The sequence below is a fragment of the Thermogutta sp. genome, from assembly GCF_039793925.1.
Lineage (GTDB): Bacteria > Planctomycetota > Planctomycetia > Pirellulales > Thermoguttaceae > Thermogutta.
The window spans coordinates 1-21,831 of sequence record NZ_JBAMME010000310.1; the positions used below are offsets into that span (position 1 = coordinate 1).

The 21,831-nt window shown below is 57.9% G+C and carries 15 protein-coding genes; 11 read left to right on the forward strand and 4 right to left on the reverse strand.

Features of this window, described 5'->3' with window-relative positions; translation table 11 throughout:
* The 5 genes from ABJK56_RS16775 to ABJK56_RS16795 all read left to right on the forward strand — a co-directional run.
* The coding region (locus ABJK56_RS16775; protein ID WP_347245830.1) for a tetratricopeptide repeat protein at positions 1-1,581 on the forward strand (1,581 nt) is incomplete at its 5' end.
* 244 nt (positions 1,582-1,825) lie between these two features.
* On the forward strand, positions 1,826-3,637 hold the full coding sequence (locus ABJK56_RS16780; RefSeq protein WP_347245831.1) for a CRTAC1 family protein: 1,812 nt from the start codon (positions 1,826-1,828) through the stop codon (positions 3,635-3,637).
* A 211-nt stretch (positions 3,638-3,848) separates the two neighbouring features.
* Positions 3,849-4,877, forward strand: coding sequence for a hypothetical protein (locus tag ABJK56_RS16785; protein WP_347245832.1), 1,029 nt, complete (start codon positions 3,849-3,851; stop codon positions 4,875-4,877).
* Between the two features lie 103 nt (positions 4,878-4,980).
* A complete protein-coding gene (gene guaB, locus ABJK56_RS16790; protein WP_347245833.1) occupies positions 4,981-6,471 on the forward strand; it encodes an IMP dehydrogenase in 1,491 nt (496 codons plus the stop codon).
* Positions 6,472-6,496: 25 nt separating this feature from the next.
* On the forward strand, positions 6,497-7,651 hold the full coding sequence (locus ABJK56_RS16795; protein WP_347245834.1) for a hypothetical protein: 1,155 nt from the start codon (positions 6,497-6,499) through the stop codon (positions 7,649-7,651).
* 615 nt (positions 7,652-8,266) lie between these two features.
* Here the strand turns inward: ABJK56_RS16795 and tilS are convergent.
* Complete coding sequence (gene tilS / locus ABJK56_RS16800) at positions 8,267-9,313, reverse strand: tRNA lysidine(34) synthetase TilS (RefSeq protein WP_347245835.1); 1,047 nt, start codon at positions 9,311-9,313, stop codon at positions 8,267-8,269.
* A gap of 877 nt (positions 9,314-10,190) precedes the next feature.
* Between tilS and rny the strand changes: the two genes are divergently transcribed.
* The 5 genes from rny (at position 10,191) to ABJK56_RS16825 (ending at position 15,582) form a co-directional block, all read left to right on the forward strand.
* Positions 10,191-11,753 (forward strand): ribonuclease Y, encoded by a 1,563-nt coding sequence (rny, locus tag ABJK56_RS16805; RefSeq protein ID WP_347245836.1) that lies wholly within the window; start codon positions 10,191-10,193, stop codon positions 11,751-11,753.
* 104 nt (positions 11,754-11,857) lie between these two features.
* Complete coding sequence (locus tag ABJK56_RS16810; RefSeq protein WP_347245844.1) at positions 11,858-12,721, forward strand: TIGR00282 family metallophosphoesterase; 864 nt, start codon at positions 11,858-11,860, stop codon at positions 12,719-12,721.
* Entirely contained in the window at positions 12,696-13,187 is a 492-nt protein-coding gene (locus ABJK56_RS16815) for a DUF2752 domain-containing protein (RefSeq protein WP_347245837.1), read from the forward strand. Before ABJK56_RS16810 ends, ABJK56_RS16815 begins: the two co-directional genes overlap by 26 nt.
* 66 nt (positions 13,188-13,253) lie before the next feature.
* Complete coding sequence (locus tag ABJK56_RS16820) at positions 13,254-13,910, forward strand: hypothetical protein (protein WP_347245838.1); 657 nt, start codon at positions 13,254-13,256, stop codon at positions 13,908-13,910.
* 589 nt (positions 13,911-14,499) lie between these two features.
* On the forward strand, positions 14,500-15,582 hold the full coding sequence (locus ABJK56_RS16825; RefSeq protein WP_347245839.1) for an alpha/beta fold hydrolase: 1,083 nt from the start codon (positions 14,500-14,502) through the stop codon (positions 15,580-15,582).
* A gap of 142 nt (positions 15,583-15,724) precedes the next feature.
* On the opposite strand, the gene ABJK56_RS16830 is transcribed toward ABJK56_RS16825, so the two are convergent.
* The 3 genes from ABJK56_RS16830 to yajC form a co-directional block, all read right to left on the reverse strand.
* Positions 15,725-16,399 carry a tail protein X gene (locus tag ABJK56_RS16830; protein ID WP_347245840.1) on the reverse strand — a complete coding sequence of 225 codons (675 nt, stop codon included), beginning with the start codon at positions 16,397-16,399 and terminating at the stop codon, positions 15,725-15,727.
* 261 nt (positions 16,400-16,660) lie between these two features.
* Positions 16,661-20,182, reverse strand: coding sequence for a protein translocase subunit SecD (gene secD, locus ABJK56_RS16835; protein WP_347245841.1), 3,522 nt, complete (start codon positions 20,180-20,182; stop codon positions 16,661-16,663).
* Positions 20,183-20,255: 73 nt separating this feature from the next.
* On the reverse strand, positions 20,256-20,621 hold the full coding sequence (yajC, locus tag ABJK56_RS16840) for a preprotein translocase subunit YajC (protein ID WP_347245842.1): 366 nt from the start codon (positions 20,619-20,621) through the stop codon (positions 20,256-20,258).
* Positions 20,622-21,103: 482 nt separating this feature from the next.
* On the opposite strand from yajC, the gene ABJK56_RS16845 reads away from it, so the two are divergent.
* Complete coding sequence (locus ABJK56_RS16845) at positions 21,104-21,634, forward strand: tetratricopeptide repeat protein (protein ID WP_347245843.1); 531 nt, start codon at positions 21,104-21,106, stop codon at positions 21,632-21,634.
* Positions 21,635-21,831: the final 197 nt, after the last annotated feature.

A 21,831-nucleotide genomic window follows, 5' to 3' on the forward strand; every position in this document is an offset into this window, starting at 1 on the left:
CCTGGGTTGGCCGTCAAAAGCCATCTGTTTCCGGCAGCGAATACGGCGCTTCCTTATCTCCGGGGACGGGACGATATTGTAGCAGAACATCAGGCCTTTTTGAAAGACGTTCTGCGGATTGATCTGTTTGGCCTGCGTTGGGGGACCGCTGTGGACGGGCCACTGGCGGCGCCGTTGCGACCGCGGGTGCCGCTCCTTCTACCGGGGCAACCATATGTGCTGGAGGTGGTGGTGCGGAATCTAAAAACTGGTCACGCCTTCACTCAGGGGACAACGGATTCTAATGAGGTCTGGCTCAACCTGCGAGTGGAAGTGGATGGCAAACTAGTGGCGGAAAGCGGTGCGCTGGATGCCAAAGGTGAAGTGGATCGGGACAGCTATTTCCTGAATGTGTTCATGCTCGACAGGCATGGAAATCGGATTGCGCGGAGGAATCCGCAGGACATTTTCGTCCCCTTGTACGACCATCAAATTCCCCCCGGTGCCGCGGCCGTTGTGCATTACCTGGTGGATGTTCCGCGGGAATGGGCGGGCAAAGAAATCCGCCTGGAAGCCAGGGTTCTGTACCGAAAGTTCGACTGGGAGCTGATGCATTTCGTGGTCAGTCAGCGAAAACCCGATGAGCCGCCGATTCGGGGAGAAACACCTCAGGGCTACATCAACACCCTGCCCATTACGGAGATTTGCCGGGATGCTGTGACGCTGCCCGTCGCGGATCAAGTCGCTCCTGCGGAAGATGCCGAGACCAACCGCGTGGTTTGGCGGGATTCACGAGAGCCGGCTCCAGCGGTGGCGGTTTGGGAACGTTGGAACGATTATGGGATTGGACTGCTTTTGAAAGGGAAGTCGCAGTTGCGGCAAGCCAGGGAGGCCTTTGAAGAGGTGGAGAAGTTGGGTGTAGTGCATGGGGCGATCAACCTGGCTCGGGCCTATCAGGTAGAAGGAGAGCTGGACGCGGCCACTGCGGCCTTGCAACGCACAACGCGCTGGCCTGCTGAGGAAGTACCCTGGTGGACTGTCAATTGGTTGACCGCGGTGATCAATCGCCAGCAGGGCCACATCAAGGAGGCGGCAGATACGCTGCGGCAACTCCTCCAGCAGGAGCCGCGAGGAGAACTCGTTCGTCGCCGATTTGATTTTCGATTCGATTACGAGGTGAATAATCTGCTCGGCGAGACTCTGTTTGATCTGGCGCGGCGCTATCGAAGTCCAGCGCAACGTCCGCAGAGGGACGAGTTGCTCCGGGAAGCGATTGACGTGTTTGAAAGGACCCTCAGGTTGGATCCTGAGAATGTCACTGCGCATTACAATCTCGCACTCCTGTACCAGATGTTGGGCCAGGATGAGGTGGCGAACGCTCATCGGGCGGCTCATCGGCGTTACAAACCGGATGACAATGCGCGCGATTACGCAGTGGCCGCGGCCCGAGCCAAGTACCCCTGGGCAGATCGGGCGGCAGAGGCTGTGGCGGTTTACCGCTTGAAACCACCGTTGGAGCAAAAAATGAGAACCACGGTGGCCGCTGTGATGGAGGAGTTCCCGCGCACGGAACCGACCGGCGGCAAACGCCCGACTCGGTGAGGGGAAGTGCCGTGAAGAATACTCGCGAACAGGTTGGCAGGGTGTGGATCGTTGCAGTTGGCTGGAGGGTCCGGGTCTAGGAGCACCGTGTGGGATGTGTCGGTAGGCCAACGTCCTAATGGCGGGTTGTTGCGGACCAGCGTTGGCGCGCAAGAAGGGAGAGGTGTTGAGGAAGGGCGGAAAAAGCAAGGAATGTACAGGATTTCGTATCCGTCGCGGTGCGCTTTGGTAGTGCGTGCAGCTTATGGTCAGTGACCAGTTGAATAAGAAACTATGGCGGGGTGTCCCCTGGGTGAGCGGAGCGGTCGTTGCCGGTGGCCTGGGGCTGGCCGTGGTACTATCGCTCTGGAATCCCTTCAGCAAGCCGCCGGAAACGAAACCGGTGGTGAGCGTTCCCCAATTTCGTCCTTCGCCGCCCCGAGAACCACCGGTCGTTATTTTTCATGATGTCACCGAAAAGACGGGGGTGGATTACGTTCACGTAAGCGGGGCCTACGGGGAAAAACTCCTGCCGGAAACGATGGGGGATGGATGTGCAGCCTTTGATTACGACAACGATGGCCTCTGCGACATTCTGTTCGTCAGTGGAATGCCCTGGCCGTGGCATCCGGTGCCCGCACCTTATCACGGCAGCCTTCGGCTGTACAAGAATCTTGGAAACTGGCGTTTTCGCGAGGTGACGGAGGAAGCGGGATTGGGTGGTGTGCGGGTCTACGGGATGGGGGTGGCGGTGGGTGATGTGGACAACGACGGTTGGCCTGATCTCTTCATCACCGCGGTGGGGCCGAACAGGTTCTACCGGAACAACAAGGGACACTTTATTGATGCCACGGAAGAGGCCGGTGTGGCGGGTGCGGAGGATGCCTGGAGCACAGCCGCCACATTTTTCGATTACGATCGCGACGGCTCTCTGGACCTATTTGTGGGTAACTACGTCAAGTGGTCGCGGGAACTGGATCTCCAGCAGGGATTTCAACTGGTCGGACTGGGGCGGGCGTATGGGCCGCCGCTCTCTTTCGGCGCGACTTTTCCTTACCTCTACCATAACCGGGGAGATGGAACCTTCGAGGATGTCTCTGAGAAGGCGGGCATGCACGTCAAGAATCCCGCCACGGGCGGTCGCTTGGCAAAGACGCTCGGAGTGCGGGCCGTGGACGTCAATCAGGATGGCTATCCTGACCTGGTGGTGGCCAACGATACGGTGCAGAACCTGCTTTTTCTGAATCGCCGAGATGGAACGTTTGCAGAAATGGGGCTGGAAAAAGGGATCGCCTTCGATAGTGATGGCCACGCCAGAGGGGCCATGGGGATCGACGCTGCCTTTTACAGGAATGACCCGTGCCTGGGAGTGGTGATTGGGAATTTCGCCAATGAAATGTCGGCTCTCTACGTGCTCGATCCTCACGTCGCGCTTTTTACCGATGAGGCCGTTTCAAGTGGAATTGGGCCTTTAACCCGACCTGATTTGACCTTCGCCACGTTCTTTTGGGATTACGATCTGGACGGGCGTCTGGACATCCTTTCGGTAAATGGGCACGTCGAGCCTGAAATTTCGCGCGTGCAAAGCACTCAGCAATTTGCTCAACCGATGCGGCTCTTTTGGAATGCGGGACCGGACGCGGTCGAAGAGTTTGTTCCGACCCCTGCAGACCGTGTGGGAAAAGAATTTTTACAGCCGCTGGTGGGACGCGGTGCGGCGTATGCCGATTTCGATAACGACGGAGATCTCGATCTGGTGGTCACTCAGATTGATCGGCCGGCCAAGTTTTTCGAGAATTCTCTGGCCTCCAAGCACTTCCTGCGACTGCGGCTTGTTGGCCGAAAGAGCAATCGGGAGGGCATCGGAGCGTGGATGGAAGTGCAGACGGAAAAAGCTGTGCTTCGTCGGGATGTCACTCGGACACGAGGCTATCTGTCGCAGGTGGAGCCGATTGTCACGATCGGCTTGAATGGATTGGGGGAGGTCAAAAAGATTTCGATTTTCTGGCCCAGTGGCCTCGTACAAACGTTGTCACAGTGGCGGGAAAATGAGCTTCTCACTGTCGAGGAGCCATAAATGGCCTGCTCAACCAAACCTTACGCAGTGGTGAGGCAGGTCCCCCCAAAGGGCTTGTTCACCGGCTTCTGAAGTCGTATAAATGACAGGTGGGGCAGCTTGGAATTCCGGCACGGACGAGAAGGGTGGGCCAGTGTACCATGGCCCTGTCCTGTTCTGAGTAACGTTGTTCCCGCCTTCCACTTCCATGTCTTGCCATTTTCCCGCCCTGATGGCCGATCGATACGACGTTTCAGCTTGTGGCCTGCGCCGCGTTGGTTTCGACCCCCATTTTCGTGCGTTGTTCGGGGTAAAAGACCGCTCGCGGGTACGGACCGGATGGGTCTGGCTGGTCCTGGTGCCGGCTGTGACATACGGACTGACAGCCGTGGCCGTGGCGGAGCAGCCTTCCGCTAGTCCCCATGCGCCAAATGTGCCCCGGCAACTCCATCCCTGGGGGAAATTCGAAGTGGGGGCGTGGAAGGTACTCCGCGCCACTACGGAGAGCATGGAGGATGGGCGTCAGACGGTGAGCGTGACGGAAACCCGCTTCACACTGGAAGGAGTGAGCGAGAGCTCCCTGGCCATTCGTGTGGAAGTCCTGGTGGAGATGGCGGGCAAACGGTTTCGGACCGAACCGCACGTCGTGCGTCAGGGGTTTCACGGCGAACCGCTCGGCGGCACGTTGCAGATCAAAGATCTGGGAAGCGCGGAGCTCTCCATTGAGGGACGCAATATTGATTGTCGGGTTATGGAGGTCAACAACCTCCTTTCTACGATGCGGACGGTGAGCAAAATCTGGTATTCCACGGTCGTGCCCCCATATGTTCTGAAGAAGGAAACAACGGTCACGGATACCGCTACAGGTAGAATCCTCGAACAATCGACCACCGAGATCACAGTGCTGGACGTTCCCTGTCGGGTGGGACGTCAAGTGCTGAGCGCTTCTCAAGTGAAAACCGTGCAACAGTATGACCGTGGAACGGTCACAACGTTGTCGTTGCTCTCTCCGGAAGTGCCGGGAGCGATCGTGTGTCAAACTTCGCGGGAGGTGGATCGAGAAGGCCAACTGGTCCGCCGCACGACCGTAGAACTTATCGACTACGGCTTGCAGCCGACACTGCGGCACCCTGGTGGTCTCCGTTGGCATTTCCTTCCCCGACGAGTTTCCGAACTCCCTCCCGAGTGGATCAGACCGGGCCTTCTCCCCGAATTTCAGGGACTCCAGTGGTCCACCGCGGAAGACGGCTCCGAGCGCTGACGATTCGGTTTCCGCCTCTTCCTTGCCATTCCCGTTGGGATCCCGGATACTAATACAATTCTCACCTTGAGTGTCGTGTCGTGCTTTTCCGGGGAGCCTCGCGATGCAGAATCATCCCAAGATCATCGGTCACGCCATCACCTTTGACGACGTTCTTTTGCTGCCGGCGTATAGCGATGTTGTTCCCGCTGATGTCGATGTGAGCACACGCCTGACGCCCCGTATCCGTCTGAGAATTCCGATCCTCAGCTCGCCGATGGACACTGTAACGGAAAGCGCGATGGCGATCGCGCTGGCCCAGGAGGGAGGACTGGGCGTTATTCACAAGAATATGTCGATTGCCCGACAAATGGCGGAAGTTGAAAAAGTCAAGCGGACAGCCAACGGAATCATCGACAATCCGGCCACGCTTCCCCCGACGGCTTCCGCCCGGCAAGCTCGGGAACTGATGGACCAGCTCAATGTTTCAGGAATTCCCATTGTTCTGCCGGACAGAAAACTCGTCGGTATCGTCACGCGACGGGACCTCCGTTTTCTGGGGAATCTCGATGTCTCTGTGGCTGAAGTGATGACAAAAGAGAACCTTGTAACGGCCACGGGGACTATAACGCTCAGCGAGGCTGAGAAGATTCTCATGGAAAAAAAGGTCGAGAAACTTTTGCTGGTTGACGAAGAATTTAGACTGACGGGGCTTATAACGATCAAGGACATCGATAACCAGCGGCGGTTTCCCAACGCCTGCAAAGACGAGTTGGGACGCCTTAGGGTGGGAGCGGCCATTGGCGTTCACGATTACGAGCGAGCGGAAAAACTGATCGAAAAAGGGGTGGATGTCATTTGCGTGGATAGCGCCCACGGGCATTCCGCCAACGTCATCGAGACAGTGCGGGAATTGAAACGCCAGTGGAAGAATCGCGACGTGGACATCATCGCGGGAAACGTGGCCACCTACGAGGGGGCGAAAGCCCTCATTGAGGCGGGTGCCGACGCGGTTAAGGTGGGGATCGGACCGGGATCAATTTGCACCACCCGCGTGGTCACTGGGGTGGGAGTTCCCCAGATTTCGGCCATCATGGCGGCTGTGGAAGCGGCAAAGGAAACCGACACTCCCGTCATCGCCGACGGAGGAATTCGTTACTCGGGGGATATCACCAAGGCCATTGCGGCGGGCGCTCGCGCAGTGATGCTCGGAGGTTTACTGGCGGGACTGGACGAAAGCCCTGGACAACGCATTCTGTACCGCGGACGTGTGTACAAGGCGTATCGTGGAATGGGGTCCCTTGGGGCGATGATCCAGGGCTCCAGCGAACGCTATCGCCAGGGAGAGCAGCACCAACCGGAAAAGCTGGTGCCGGAAGGAGTGGAGGGTAGAGTTCCCTATCGGGGACCATTGGGGCCGTTCGTCTATCAGCTCGTGGGAGGGCTGAAGGCCGGCATGGGGTATTGTGGTGCCCGAAACATCGAGGAGCTGCGGGAGAAAGCCCGCTTCATCCAGGTGACGGTGGCAGGGGTGAGGGAGAGCCATCCTCATGACATCACCATTACGCAGGAGTCACCCAATTACTCCGTGGACTACGAGAGCGAAGAATCCTGAGGTTTGCCGGGCATGGAGGCCCACGATGACCGCCAGTCATCCCTTACGTGTTTTCCTTGTCGTGCCGGCATTTCTGGGGCTTGCCGTGGCAGGTGCTTGGCCAGTGAATTGTTTCTCGGGGGAATGGCGGAATGTACGCTCGGCTTCTGTGAACGGTCTTGTAACTAACGAAAGAGGATTCGCTCCCGATCCATCGCCGGGCCTGCCGTCGAAAGGCGGACAACTCCGGTGGCTTCCGCCGGATCGGCTCATGCCCTCCCGCGTCACACCCGATGGAGCCGAGACGGCGGAGGTTTTTCCCGCGGACGCGGTGGAAGGGCGGGTCGCGAATCGGGCAGCAAATTCGGGTACCGGAACCGACGGGGCTCTGGCGGTTGTTCTGGAAGTTCCCGTGATCGGGAATGCTGAACCGACCGATGATCCGCTGGCAGACCCGTTCGGGGATCGTCAGGCCACTCAGCCAGGCAGAATTGCTACGAGGATCGATGGGCAGGTCGCTCAGGTTCCACCGCCTCGACCGCTGCAAACCCCGGCGGAATTGATTCCCCCACCTTTGCCGGAAGAGAGTCGTGTGGCGGGCTCGTCTGCCCAAAAGTCTCAGAAGACAGCCCCGCCGGTGGGCCAGCCGCCTGTTCCTCCCACGCCACCGGGTCAGCTTTTAGAAACCCTGCCGCAGGGACCGATCGATCAGCGTCCCATGGAAGAACAGCTTGCGGAGGTGCCGGGTGTTGGTAAAGACGAATGTCCCCCACCGGACCGGCTGCGAAAAATTACGGAGATCACCAACAATATTGCCCCGCAGGCAGGGAAGTTTCCCGTCGAATGCCCACTTCAGGGCGGTGAGTTCGTCGAGAGAAACTGGAAGCCAATCGTTTTCACCTGGACGGCATCCGCCCTTTGCCATAAACCGCTCTACTTTGAACAGGTGGCCGTCGAACGGTACGGGCATAATCTCGGACCTCTCGTGCAGCCGTTCGCATCGGCGGCACACTTTTTCCTAACGGTTCCGATGCTGCCCTACAAGATGGGGTTGAATCCACCGAACGAGTGCATTTACGCACTTGGATATTACCGTCCCGGGAGTTGCGCGCCCTGGATTCTCGATCCCTTCCCGTTCAGTGTCAGGGCGGCGCTGGCCGAAGGCGGTTACTGGACCGCGTTAGCCTTCGCGATTCCGTAACGGTCTACAGAAGCGGTTTGGCCTCGCCGATGCAAGGGCGGCCTAATTCTGATCAAAGAGGTTGCAATTTCCCCCACAACAGCCGGGGGGTGCGCCGCAGGGCGGAATGTCGGCGGCGGATGAAGAGCCGGCGTTGATTGAAACGGCGGGCTTGCTCAACCGCTTGAGCACATCTGTGTTCCCGCACTGAGGACACCGTGGCTCATCGTTATTGCTTCTGATCAGGAGTTCGAACTGAGAACCGCATTTCTCACAGGTGTACTCGTAGATCGGCATCGATTGGTAACCCTCCCAGTTAATCCAGTCTAGATGGTGCAACCTCGAAATAGTGCAGCCCCGAAGCACCGCTCCGGCCTGGCTCGCGCGAGCCGTTCTAAGGCTTCCGTTTGCCCCGTGATCCCGTATGCCATTATAGCCACGAATTGCCGACCGAAGCGGGCAGAGCGCCTGCCCAGCACTTTTAGGGAAGTTTGTGGGCATCTCCGACCATTAGGCCGCGCGAAGGGATGGCGAGCGCGCCCTGCCATCGTTACAGAGGCTCACTTGTTATGATGCGCGATCGGACCGGGAAGTAACGCTCTACTGAGCCTCGGTTTCCGGATTGGCTTCTCCGGCTCAATCGCTCCCGGTATGATCGACGGGGGGCTCAAGAGGTCGGCACCCGATGAGTCGACACAGAACGATTCGATCCCCCGTGAGACGTGCCTCAATCCCGCCGGGAAAGTGTCGGCAGGATGGTGCGGTGCCCTCACGGATAAGGTCCGTGAGTTCCAGGAGGTGATCGCGGGTGAGTTTGCGGAGCGGCCATTGTTGCTGACGCCAGAGTTCCAGGATCATTTGCCGCACCAGAAAAGGATGACGGTAGCGAATGGCATCCCGGCGCAGAACCACTTCTATGGGGGATTGTGACACCAAAGAGCAGGTGAGTGCCTCGTTGACGACGGCTTCCAGAAAAGCCCAGGCGTCCTGGGCATTGAGCCCGACGCGGAGCACCCCCTGTATCGCCGCAGGATGGACGCCACGAACGGCTTCGGGGAGGATCACGTGGCGAATGCAATTGCGGGCGAAATCTGTGGATTCGTTGGTCCTGTCGGAGCGGTAACTCCAATTGTGCTCGCGGAGGTATTGGATCAACTCTTCGCGGTAAATGCCCAGGAGGGGGCGAAGAAGGACGCCGGGACCGAATGCTCGTGAGCGCGGAATGCCACACAGTCCGCGCAACCCGGCTCCTCGAAACACCCGGTACAGGATCGTCTCGACCTGGTCGTTAGCGGTGTGGCCTGTCAAGACATATCGCGCCCCGACATCTTCTGCCGCTTCTTTCAGGGCCTGATAGCGAAGGTGACGAGCCGCCGCTTCCAGGCCCAGGCCGGACGTGTCTTCCGGCCGAATTGGTCGGACAAAAAGGCGAAAAGCGACCCCCGCTTGACGCGCGAGTTCTTCGCAGAATTGGGCATCTTCCTCAGATTCTGGACCCCGCAACTGATGATTCACGTGGGCCAGCACTACAGGCCCGCAAGTCGGTGGTTGGGTCCGACGGACAAGATGGAAAAGGGCGACGCTGTCGGGACCGCCGGAAACTGCCACGACAATCGGCCAGTTGTTGCGGCGATCAACAGGAAAGGCGTCCAGGAATTTTTTTTCCAGCGAATGGAGCGACATGGCAAATTCATTTGGCGTTCATTTGTTGTAAATTAGCGTTTACAGAAAATTCACAGTCCGTTGGAACTGGAGTTGCGGGGTGGCTGAACCTCGTATATGATAACAGTGAGTCAAAAGAGCGGTCACCGCCCCGAGTGGGGTTGGTTGAAACGCTCTGGTAGAGTTTGGTGATAAGCAGATCGTCATAAGTAGACGGGATGCGAAGGCCTTCGATTTCCTGAGGGTGAGCAAAGGCCGAGAAGACGCTACCTCCGGAGTTTCTGGAGGGATCAGTTCAGTAACCTCTGACTGGAGTTCCGGTTGCACAGCGACCGGGGCTTTTTGACGCACAGGTTATGGTCGGTATTCTCCTGCTGGTAGTCTTCGTCATTACTTGGATCGCCTGGGAAATCCAGGTGGGCGGCGCGGGAGCTTTGTCCGGCGGACGGGCAGCCCCAGTCGGCGCTTGCCCGAATTGGATTTTATCGCCCGGCGAAGTGAGCGGGTTGCTTTCCGTGAAGGATGTGCAGTCCGTATCGAATCCGCGGCGCCAGGCTCAGCCTGTTTCCAGTGCTGTCGACTCGATGGTTGGACGAGCCTACGCGATTCGTGCGGAGGGCGAATTCACTCGCACATGGACGGTTCCTCCATCAGGATCAGCCAAATGTGAAACAGTTAGCTGGCAAATCCAAGCAGGACCGACCGGGCAGTCTTCTCGCCGTTTCTCTGCGTGGTCCCTTTGGTGCAGGAAAAAGGAAACCGGTTGGGTGCCGAGAACCGGACTGGGAAACATTCCTCCGAATCTTTACGGTCCTGCCCTGAATTGAGGTTCCGCCAACTTGCTCTGAGTCTCAGGTGATCAAGGCCCTCGCCCCGAGAGAAAGTGAGGGCGTTGGCCGTGTTCGAACCTAATCAGCTTATCTTTCTGGCAGTTGTTTGCGTTCTTGTAGCGGGGTTGACGTTCACCGTCACCAAGTTAATCGACTACCTGCGTCGCAAAGACGCTGAGTCTGAGGCGAAGAGGATTGTCGAGCAAGCCCAGCGTGAGGCGGAGGATCTCAAGCGGCGAACGGAGCTGGAACTCAAGGAGCGGGATCTTCAGGAGCGGGCAGCCCGCGAGGCGGAATTCCAGAAAATCCGCGAGGAACTCCATCAACGGGAGCGGGCTTTGGAAAAACGGGAAGATGCTGTGGAAGAGCAGGCGGCCCAGCTCCGCCGTCAGGAACAAATCGTGGAGACCACACAGCGTCGCCTCAGCGAGCGGTTGGAGGAGGTCAACCGTCGCAAAGAAGAGCTTCAAAAACTACTCGATATGCAACGGCAGGTGCTCCATGAGGTGAGCGGCCTGAGCCGTGAAGAGGCAACCAAGCGACTCCTGGAGCTCCTCGAATCACAACTCCAGCAAGAAGTGGGTTCTTTGATCCTCAAATACGAGCAAAAGCTGCAGGAAATGTGTCAGCAGAAAAGCCGTGATATTCTCCTCACGGCCATTCAGCGTTACGCAGCCGCCCATACAGCGGAGACAACGACAAGTACGGTTGATATCCCCAACGACGAGATGAAGGGGCGGATCATCGGTCGGGAGGGCCGGAACATTCGCACGTTTGAAAAGGTCACCGGCGTGGATGTTATCATCGACGATACTCCCGGTGTGGTGATCGTCAGTGCGTTTGATGCCGTTCGTCGCGAAATTGCACGGATCGCTCTTAACAAACTCATCGCTGATGGACGGATTCATCCCTCCCGAATTGAGGAGGTTGTGGCCGAGACCCAGCAGGAAATGGACGAGTTCATTCGCCAGACGGGGCAGGCGGCCTGTCAGGAGGTGGATGTGCGGGGGCTCCACGAGCGTCTGGTGTACATGTTGGGCCGGCTCCACTTCCGCACCAGCTACAGTCAGAATGTGCTTCGCCATTCCATTGAGGTTGCTTTCCTGGCAGGGATGATCGCGGACGAACTCGGTCTCGACGGAGCCCTGGCCCGGCGATGCGGTTTGCTGCACGACATCGGCAAGGCTGCGGACCATGAGGCGGAAGGGGGACACCCGAAAATCGGGGCAGATCTCCTCCGTCGCTATGGCGAACCGCCGGAGGTCATCCATGCTGCCGCCGCACACCATGAGGATCTGCGGGTCGAGAACCCTTATACGGTGATTGTGGCGGCTGCGGACGCCTGTAGCGCATCCCGACCCGGAGCCCGCCGAGAAACGCTGGAGCGCTACATCAAGCGCATGGAGGAATTGGAAAGCATCGCGTGCAGCTTCCCGGGTGTGGAGCAAGCGTATGCCATTCAGGCCGGGCGAGAACTTCGCGTAATGGTCAATGCCAAAGAAACCACGGACGAAATCGCGGCAAAGATCTGCCGGGACATCGCCCGGGCCTTCGAAGAAAGGCTCAATTACCCCGGTGAGATCAAAGTCACGGTGCTTCGGGAAACTCGCTGTACGGAAATCGCACGTTGACAACAACTCGGCCAAAGTGTGCCAATTTGCGGGTCGGACGTACGGAACGAGGGACGACAAGAGCCTCGTGATCGCGTGCAACGAAAGGTGTTTCTGTGCGACTGATGCTGATCGGTGACGTGGTGGGGAAACCGGGACGGCGCATCACATGCGGGGCCCTCCCGCTTCTGCTGCGAATCTTCCGGCTGGATTTCATCGTCGTCAATGCCGAGAATGCCGCCGGTGGTTCCGGATTGACTCCCGAGCTTTTTTACGAACTGGTGGAAGCGGGGGCCCATTGTATCACGATGGGGGACCATATTTACGCCCGTCGACAGTTGGAACCTGTTCTGCGGTCGGATTCCCGCATCGTACGGCCTGCCAATTACCCTGCAGAGGCACCCGGTCGGGAGTACACCATTCTATCGGCGGTTAACGGAGAACCTGTGGCCGTCATCAGTCTTTTGGGGCGGGTGTTCATGCGCCCAGTGGATTGCTTCCTGGCGGCTGCCGATCGGGTTCTCAGTCGCCTCTCCAGTTCAGTCAAGGTGATTCTGGTCGATTTTCATGCCGAGGCCACCAGCGACAAACAGACACTGGCTCGATATCTAGATGGGCGGGTGTCCGCCGTGCTGGGAACCCATACGCATGTTCCCACGGCCGATGAACAAATTCTTCCCGGTGGGACGGCGTTTCAGTGCGACGTGGGTATGACGGGGCCTCACGAAAGTATCATCGGACGGCGGATCGACCGGGTGCTTCACACCACCCGGACATTCGAGCCCACTCCGTTTGACGTGGCCACCGACGATGTGCGTTTGAATGGTACTATCGTGGAAGTAGATCCCACCACAGGCAAAACGCAGGGAATTTGGCGGATTTGTTTGCGTGAGGAAGATCTGCGGGAAGCGGCCTTGTCTCAAATCGCTTCTCGCGTTATGCTTCGCCCCACCAACAGTTGTCATGACCGAGTCGCTGAAAACCGGTGACGAGTGCGATTCGTCGTCCGCGAAGTTCCGTAAACGCCGTCGCCACTGGCGGTTGAGCCCCCTGGAGCGAATGGCGCGTGTGGTGCTTGGTCTTGTGGTACTGGCACTGCTGGGAGTGGCCTGGGAATTACGGCCTTCCCCCAGCGGGTTCGGAACACATGAGCAACTGGGGTTGCCCCCGTGCGCGATGGTGCGATGGTTCGGAGTGCGGTGTCCGACCTGCGGGATGACCACGGCGTGGTCGCACTGTGTGCGAGGTGAGTGGCGACAGGCGCTCCAGGCCAGCGTCAGCGGCACGATCCTGGCGGTGGCGGCTGCTGTCATGGGACTGGCGGTTGTGGTGTCCGGCTTGACCGGGCTCCGGGGACCAAAAATCCCCATGGCAGCTTTTAACAACACCCTCATCATTTTGCTGGGGGTGATCGTGACGGAGTGGGTGATCCGGCTGGTGTTCAGGTTGTGGTAAATAGCGAAGATGTAAAGGACAACCGGCGGCGGGGCGTCATCTTTCTTCCCTGTGCAAAGGATGGCCATGAGCGGGTTGATTTGGAGTGCTGATCGGCGAGCCGCGTGGATGATGGTTTGTCTTGTAATGATGCTGGGCTGCAGTGGTTGCAGTGCTCTGGCGACAGCGCTTTGGGTCACAGGTCAATCGGACGTGAAGCCCGAGTTCGCAGGACTTAAGGACAAGAAAGTGGCCATTGTGGCGCGACCTGTGATCAGCCTCAGTTATCGAGATGCCCATGTGGATAAGGCGCTGGCCCGGCGGATTCACGCCATTTTGGTGCAGCGAGTCCCAAAGACTCAGTGGATTGATCCGCAGAAGGTCGAGCAGTGGACCGACGAACACGATTGGGAAAGCTATGTCGAGGTAGGACGCGGTGTCGGTGCGGATTTGGTGATCGGAGTAGACATCGAGGCCTTTAGCCTCTACAAAGGCCAGACGGTGTACCAGGGAACGGCAACTCTTCATGTCACCGTCCACGATTGTGCTACAAATCAGCAGCTCTTTGAGAAGACTCTCGACCAGATCAATTATCCTCCCAACAGTGTCATACCAACTTCCGAGCTGCCGGAGTCGGACTTTCGGAAGGAGTACATTTCGGTGCTGGCCACCGCTGTCGCACGCTTGTTCCACTCTTATGATCCGCGTGAGTTCTGGGCACTGGACGCTAAGGCAATTCATTAGGGACCGGCTTTCCCTTCGCACACAAGAGCAAACCTACGAACGCAGCGAAGCGAACTTTTTCGATCCTTGACCATTCCCGTTGGTAGTCAGTATGTCTGACGAGGGATGACGCGGTCCAGAAATTGCTTGTCGGGAAAACAGGCCTGTGCAGAAGTCCGGAACCGGGCAATCTCCTAATAGCCTTCCGTTCCTATTCCGCGGTCATCATAGCGCGAAATCCCGCGTGTCGCCAATCATCCGAGGCGAATCCGCGCTGTCAATTGGCGAAAGTTGAAGAGGGGGCCCTCCGGAGGGGCACGCTTGTCGTGCCCGGTAAGGCTCCAAACCTTTCCGCGTAAAAAATTTTCCGCGTAAAACGGTTGCCAGGGATCCGCCCTATTTGTTTCTCACGAGACAGACCGGGAACGCCTTGACCAGTCGGCGCGTTGACGGTTTCCCCTCATGCTGGGTACGATTGGGGGAAGACTGGGGGTTTCTGGAACGAGGAGAAGTCGGGAATCGTCCAAAAAAAAGGGCAGTCCAGGTGCGCGAAACATGTGAACCGGAGCCTGGTGGAAATCCTGGGCTACGAGCACGGGGAGAGAATCTGATGTGCCGAATAACAGTCGCCACTGCGGTTGGTGGGGCTTCGATGCTGCTTTGGTTGATAGCCACGTGCGGACTGAACACATGCGCCCACGCACAGGTTCGGCCGCAAGCGCCGGCAGTAAACCAGCCTCCCCGGCCGGTGCAACCACCTAATCCGCCGGCACAACCGGCACCACAACGACCGGCTGCTCCGGCCACGGCACCAGCCCCTAAGCCACCAGCTCCTCCAAGCACATCGCAGCGGCTTCCCGCTCCGGTGGAAGTCAGTGGGACGGATCTTCTGACCAAGGACGGGGTACAACTGCAGGCCACCTATTATCCCAGCAACAAAGGCAAGGATGCCGCCGTCGTCATGCTGATCCACGGCTGGAAAGGGAGCCGCAGAGATTTCGATCGGCTGGCACCGTTTCTCCAGCAACAGGGATTTGCGGTGTTTGTACCGGACCTGCGCGGTCATGGGGGAAGCACCCAGCGGCTTCTTCCCACACCGACCACAATTACGGTAGACAAGATGCCGCCGGTCGAAGTCGCGCGGATGGTGGAAATGGACCTGGAAACCTGCAAGCGATTTTTACTTCAAAAGAACAATGCGGGGGAACTCAACATTGAAAAGCTTTGTTTGTTGGGATTGGATGTGGGAGCGACCGTGGCCCTGGATTGGGCCCGTGTGGATTGGAGCTGGCCGGTGTACCCCGGACTCAAACAAGGCCAGGATGTGAAGGCTCTGATTCTTGTTTCTCCCAAATGGTCGGTGCCCGGTCTGAGTGTCCAGGCCGCCATGTCCCATCCTGCTGTCACCAAAGCCCTTTCGATCTTTCTGATTGTGGGGAAGGATTCCAGCAAAGATCTGGCAGACGCGCAGCGGATGTACAACATTTTTTCGCGGTTTCACCCCACTCCGAAAGACGAGAATCCCGAGCTGCAAGACCTTTATTTCGCAAAGCTTCCGAGCTCGGTTCAGGGCAAGGATCTTTTACTTCGGTTTGAACAACCGCTCTTTCAATCGATTGCCTACTTTGTCGAGCACCGGGTAGCCAAGCAGCCGTTCCCGTGGCAGGACCGCTCACGTCGGAAAGAAGAATGATCAAACTGCCGATACCGGCGGCGAAGATTATTGTGACACAAGAGCGGCCCATTCTCTACAAAGGGACGCCCTTTTAGTTGTTGCAGCACGGGAAGCTTAGCGAAATGTTGCCGCGCGGAAAGGAGATGGCGTGCGGCTCCGCCTAACGTGTATCCGGGGATGGAGATTCGACTGTCGGCAGAACAATCTCCGTGCCGATGGGGAGAAGGTCCGGGTCTTGGATTAATGACCGGTTCGCTTCGAAGATGATCCGCCATTTGCCCGGGTCGCCGTAGAATCGGCGGGCGAGCTCCGGGAGGGTATCGCCGTCCTGGATATGGTAATGGGAGAGCATTTTCCCGCCTGATTTGCGACTTTCTGCGGCTTTGAGAGGTTTGCGGCCGCCCGCCACTGATAGTGGAGCGTCAGCAAGGAGAGAATGTTTCCCCCGTCCATCACCGGGATCTCCCTCGGTGAGAGACTCGCGGCCGGTTCTGCTGCCTCCCTCTTGGCCAGAAAAATGGCCGGCAGGGTACCGCTCGGGAATGGCCGGAGGCTTTTGACGGCCAAGTGACAAGAGAAGGTGGGTTTCTGGGGCCGCGATGATGTCTGGTGGGATGGAGGTATCGGCATCGGAAGAAGGGAGGGTTTGGCTGGCTGGAGTGAGGGGCGAACTCGGCGGGGAGGGGATTAAGGTCGAAGTCACAGGAGGAGCAGCGGCACTGTTCAACGCATCGGACAGAGAGGAGCCCCGCGGGCGGGAAAGCAAGCCCCACACTGCTCCCGCCGACAGCGCTGCAACGAGCACAAAAACAATGAGTCCGCGGTCCACACCCATGTTGTCGTGAACGCCATGGCTGCTCTGGACCTCCGTGTCTGGTGAAAGATCTTCCCTGGTTCGGGTACAGAACACCCACTTCTGTACGAGGAATTCTGTTCTGTTACCAGAAATCGACCGGCCGACAGTCGTTTTGTGAGCGTGCGGAAGACAGACCGATCTACCGGCACAATGTGCGCAAGCAGAAGAAAAAATACCCAGGGACACACATTTGGTGGTCACCTGGGTAGAAATTTTCACACGCGAGTGATTGTCCCGATCCTAGGAAACGTACTGAAGAGATCGAACCTGCGAGGCCGGGCCGGTGGGACGTGGCGAGAGCCACAGGAGTATCGGGGAAGCGATGAATACTGAGCTGTAGGTTCCGGTGATCACACCCACCAAAAGCGTGAAGCTGAAGGCGTGAATTCCGGCCCCCCCGCCGATGTAGAGGACAATAATAACGAACAGGGTGGTGAGCGAAGTGAGCAGCGTTCGGCTGAGCGTTTGGTTAACGCTGGTGTTGATAATTTGCGGGGTCAAGAACGGTGTCTTGCCTTTGACCTCGCGAATTCGGTCGAAGATGATGATCGTATCATTGACAGAGTACCCGATAATCGTGAGCAAGGCCGCGAGCACGGCGAGACCGATTTTGAATTCATCGATGAGAAGGAAACTCAGCGGGTTGGCCACGTAAGCACTCAGGGCAATCATGCCCACCGTAATGAGCACGTCGTGAACGAGGGCAATGGCGGCGGCCACGCCGAAGCTCACACGCGTGAACCGTACCCAGAGGTAGATGATCATACCGGCCACGGAGAGCACAAGGGCATACAGAGCGCGGATTCTGGTACTTCCGGCGACTTTTCCGCCGATGGTGTTGGAAGAGGGGTAGTAAACGGTCTTTTCCAGTTCGGCTTTGATCTGTTGGACTACCTGCACGCCCTTTTCTGGTGGAAGTGCCAGCCGCAGTTCCCATTGGTTGTAAGCTGTGGTGTCGCCCTGGCGATACTTCTCGTTATACAGCTCGAAATCGGCGTGGCGATCGGGGTCAGGCAATTTTTCTAGGATATTTTTGACAAGCTCTTCCAGCGATTCGTAGTTGAGCTTGTGATCGAATTTCAGGAGGACCCTGGTGGGGAAACGCTGGGCGCTTGATTTGGTCGTTTCCGACGGCGTACCCGCTCGCTCACCGTTCGTCCCAACAGCATGGGGAACGGTTGGCTGACTCGGAGCTGAGGAGGTGGCCGGTGCAGACTGTGGAGGCGCTGTTTCGTGGGCTGGAATTGTCGGCCCATTTCCGGTATTCGGTTTTTCTTGCGCGGGAGCATTTTCACCCCAGAGCATGCCCGCAATCGCCGATGGCCAGCCGGATACTGGACCAGCGGCCAAGCGTTCGCCCGACATGTTTCGCCAGAAACTCGTGTGCGTGATCGGCTCCACTTCCACCCTGTAATGGACGAGCTCGTCACCAAACACTTCCGCAATTTTCTGTTTGACCTGCTTGAGATATTCTTCGGCTTCCGTACCGGGTGGGCTCGATGTGTTGATCATATAGCGACGTCCTGCTTCTTCACCTTCAATGCGGACGTCACTCACCGCGAGGTCGCGGAGTTCGCTCAAACGGTTGCGCACTTCGGCGATATCTTTAGGTTTGTTGAAGAGAATCTCGACTGCCACCCCGCCTGTGAAGTCGATATCCAACACACCCTGCCCGCGCACACCCAGGGCCACAAGCCCCAACAAAATGAGGCCGAGGCTGCCAGCGATGCAGTATTTTTTCACGCCCATAAAGTCAAAATTGGTGGCGCCAATGACCTGCATCATGGTAAGGTTCTTGATCCACCGGCGACGCTCGCCAATTTCGAAGATCACGCGGGCAATGAAAACCGCCGTGTAAAGGTTCAGGACAAGGCCCAAAAAGAGTGTCACGGCGAAACCGCGGACCTGGTCGGTTCCCACGAAGTAAAGGATCACGGCCGTAAGTATCGTGGTCAGGTTGGAGTCGATGATCGCGCTCATCGCTTTTTCGAAGCCGTTACGGATGGCCATCCGCAACGTCGCTTTGCGGGAGAGTTCCTCGCGGATGCGCTCGTAAATGAGCACGTTGGCGTCCACAGCCATACCGACCGTCAGGGTCAAACCTGCCAGGCCGGGCAACGTGAACGCGGCTTTGAGGAGGATCATCAACGCTACCAGCATGAGCAAATTGAGGATGACGGCCAGGCAGGCTACCACACCGGCGAACCGGTAATAGGCGATCATGAAAGCGAACACGATAATCGCCGCCACAATCATGGCGATGACGCTTTGGCGGATTGTGTCCCGCCCAAGCTGGGGGCCCGTGACGAGCCGACTGATGGGAGTGGGACTAAGCACGGCAGGCAGGCTTCCCGCCTGAAGCACCTGAATGAGCGCCTGAACTTCATCGCGGGAAGGGATACCCGTGATTTGACCACGATCGAAAATGGGGCTTCTGATCTGCGGTGCCGAATAGAGGTATCCGTCAAGGATGATGCCCAGTCGGCGGGTGAAACCGGTGGTGGGATCCGGCCGATTGTCGCTCGTAAGGGCGCCGAATCGCTGCTGGGCACTCCCTGCCTTGAGGATGAATTCCACGCAGGGTTGCATCTGCTCATCCACGCCTTCGCGGACCCGGAACAGGTCAGCGCCAGTGACGTTGTAACGGTCCTTGACGACGAGAACCTCTAACCAATCCTCATTACGATAACGGCCTTTACGGACAGCAATTTCGCCGTAGTTGCCAATGGCTTCTTCCTGGCCCTTGGCAACCGGGACCCACCACGCCAGGAGATTCCCACGATCGTCATAAAGTTCGTTCTCGTCGGGGGGAAGGGCCAGAGCCCGCTCGATGAGCCGCCGATGGTCTCGCATATTGGCGAGGATTCGGAACTCCAGCGTACCGACGCTGCTGATAACGCGTTCCAGGCGGGCGACTTCTTCCTCGTCCACCTCGGGGACAATGATTTCGATTTGTTGCGGGCCGAAGCGGCGGATGGTCACCTCTTTCACACCACTGGGGTTAACCCGGCGGTTGAGGGCGGCAATAAGCTGGTCCATGTCAATTTGATCCGAAGCCGCTTGCGTCCGCGTTCCCGGTTGCCGCACCGCGCCTTCGATTTCATACACCATGATCACACCGCCGCTGAGGTCGATCCCCAGCTTCGGCGGCCAGCGCGTTAAAAGAATGACAACCGCAAGGACAATGGTGAAGAGGATAAAGGAAATTCGGCCAAAGTATTCTCGCGCCCGCCACCACTCGCAAAGAAAGTAGGCGGCAATCACCGGTATGCCAAAAATGATAAACAGGAACACCAGATACGTGATGATATTGAGAACGCGAGACAGGAGTGTCGGTCTGGCCAATTTGGTTTCCTGGGAAGAAGTCTGCCCTGGTTGGGAGCCTGTCCCTGCAGTCGAGGCCTTTGTCGTGTCCTGAGGACTCGCTGATGAGGAGGAAACCGTCTCGGCCTGACCGGTCGCCTGAGGTTGTGTACTCGCATTGGCGACAGAAGATGGTGCGCCTTGCTGTTTCTCGCCCGAAGTGGGAGAGGAAGCCGCGGTTTGTGAGGGTGCCTTTTCCGATTGAGCCGGGACCTCGCTCTTGGGCGGGGCCGATTCCCCAGTCGATGCGGATTGGCTGGCCGAAGCAGCCGTTTCCATGGCCAGCACGGCAGAGGTTCCCGGAGGAAGATTCCCTCCGCCTAAAGCGACCGTCAGAATCAGTCCTGCGGCAATTCCGAGGATCCAACCAAAACGGCTACGAGCAGAACGGCGTTCCATCGTTAGAGGTCTCGCACTTGAGAATCTCTGAAATGACTCGCTCCGAGAATCGTGTCGCAGCACTGCGGTTTAGTCAACTTTCCTTCTGCGTATCAGACGGGGTTTCTTCACCCAGAACCTGAGCGATCGCGCTCAGTGTGCAACGAATCCGTGTATTGTTGGCGTCGTCCACACGAAGGGTCACTTCGTTGGCTTCCCGATGAACGTTTGTCACCACCCCGTAGATTCCGCCAATCGTAAGGACTCGGTCGTTTTTCTTCAAGGCGTTGAGCATGGCCTGACGTCGGGCACGCTCCTTCCGTTCCGGGCGGATGAGCAAAAAGTAAAACACAATGATCAGCGGAATCCAGAGCGTCAACATCATGATAAGACCGCCCGAGGAACCGCCAGCGTTCCCGCCACCGGCTTCGGCCAAAAGAGGGATAAACAAGATCATCATGGAATCGGCCTTTTGGGTCTTAGGGAATCCAGAAAACAGTACTTGCGTTTCGTGATAGTGCGCAGAATCCGCGACGACGGGCCTCCACAATCGCGAACCGTTACGTGAGCAAGTCGCCAGGAAAGGTCAGCTCAGTGGGACGGGCTTCGGCTTTGCCACATTTTTTTCAATCGCCAGCAACTTGCCCAGTATTCCCGCCAAGCCCGCACAGGATGTCTGAATTAAGCATCTTAAAGCGCCGTGCGAGTGGCTACAAGGGGCAAAACGGCCGGAAGCTGAGGGCAGAGAGTCCCGATGTTGCGCACCTGAACCTGCCGGGTGTCGTCTTGACTGTTCGCTTGCCCTTTTTGGCGGTGGAGTGACCACGGTTAATTGCGCCGCAAACCCACTCTGGATAAAATAGAAAAGGGAGGAGAGGCTAAAAAGCCTTTTGAACGTTCCGTGGTGATGCTTGGTGAGGCAGCATCCAGCGGTGATCAAACATGGCCGCGGCAAAGTTTGACCTGATCCGATCGAAGCACCTGTTGAGGGAGGCCGAAGGCTACCTCGAGTTGGGACTCGCACAGCAGGCGTTAGAGACGCTCGATCGGCTCCCCGATTTGTACCGCGACAATCCAGTGGCGCTGTTACTGCGGGCGGAGGCCCTCCGGGAACTGGAGCGATACGAAGAGGCGCTCCCCGTCTTCCAACGGCTAGAAGAGCTCGACCCGGATGATGTGCGAGTCTATCTTGCGAAAGGCTGGTGCCACAAACGGGTGGGACGGATTGATCTGGCGTGTGCCGATTTGGAGAAAGCCGCTGAGCTTGAGCCCGACAATCCGCTCGTGTGCTACAACCTTGCGTGTTACTACAGCCTTGCCGGGAACAAAGACAAGGCCCTGTCTCTTCTCAAAAAGGCACTCACGTTGGAGCCAGACTACCGGAAACTGGTGCCTGCCGAAACCGATTTCGATCCCATTCGCTCCGATCCCGAATTCAACCGCCTGCTTGAAGCGGCCGGGGAAACCGCGTAAACTCGCCAGCGCAGGGTGACGGTGAGAGACGGTCCGTGGCAGGCTGGTATTCCTGCCGGGATGACTTTCACGCCCACAGCGGGAGGGAGATTCCCTTGGATGTGGGATCGGGCATATCATTCGCCCGCGGTTTTAGGGCGGCAGTGTGGTGATTGGCCCCCGAAAAGTCGTATAACGGGGGCGTCTCCAGGCGCGAG

Coding starts and splice junctions, on each gene's coding strand:
- ABJK56_RS16780 (WP_347245831.1), top strand. CDS start 1,826: ATGGTCAGTGACCAGTTGAATAAGAAACTATGGCGGGGTGTCCCCTGG.
- ABJK56_RS16785 (WP_347245832.1), top strand. CDS start 3,849: ATGGCCGATCGATACGACGTTTCAGCTTGTGGCCTGCGCCGCGTTGGT.
- guaB (WP_347245833.1), top strand. CDS start 4,981: ATGCAGAATCATCCCAAGATCATCGGTCACGCCATCACCTTTGACGAC.
- ABJK56_RS16795 (WP_347245834.1), top strand. CDS start 6,497: ATGACCGCCAGTCATCCCTTACGTGTTTTCCTTGTCGTGCCGGCATTT.
- tilS (WP_347245835.1), bottom strand. CDS start 9,313: ATGTCGCTCCATTCGCTGGAAAAAAAATTCCTGGACGCCTTTCCTGTT.
- ABJK56_RS16810 (WP_347245844.1), top strand. CDS start 11,858: ATGCTGATCGGTGACGTGGTGGGGAAACCGGGACGGCGCATCACATGC.
- ABJK56_RS16815 (WP_347245837.1), top strand. CDS start 12,696: ATGACCGAGTCGCTGAAAACCGGTGACGAGTGCGATTCGTCGTCCGCG.
- ABJK56_RS16820 (WP_347245838.1), top strand. CDS start 13,254: ATGAGCGGGTTGATTTGGAGTGCTGATCGGCGAGCCGCGTGGATGATG.
- ABJK56_RS16825 (WP_347245839.1), top strand. CDS start 14,500: ATGTGCCGAATAACAGTCGCCACTGCGGTTGGTGGGGCTTCGATGCTG.
- ABJK56_RS16830 (WP_347245840.1), bottom strand. CDS start 16,399: ATGGGTGTGGACCGCGGACTCATTGTTTTTGTGCTCGTTGCAGCGCTG.
- secD (WP_347245841.1), bottom strand. CDS start 20,182: ATGGAACGCCGTTCTGCTCGTAGCCGTTTTGGTTGGATCCTCGGAATT.
- yajC (WP_347245842.1), bottom strand. CDS start 20,621: ATGATGATCTTGTTTATCCCTCTTTTGGCCGAAGCCGGTGGCGGGAAC.
- ABJK56_RS16845 (WP_347245843.1), top strand. CDS start 21,104: ATGGCCGCGGCAAAGTTTGACCTGATCCGATCGAAGCACCTGTTGAGG.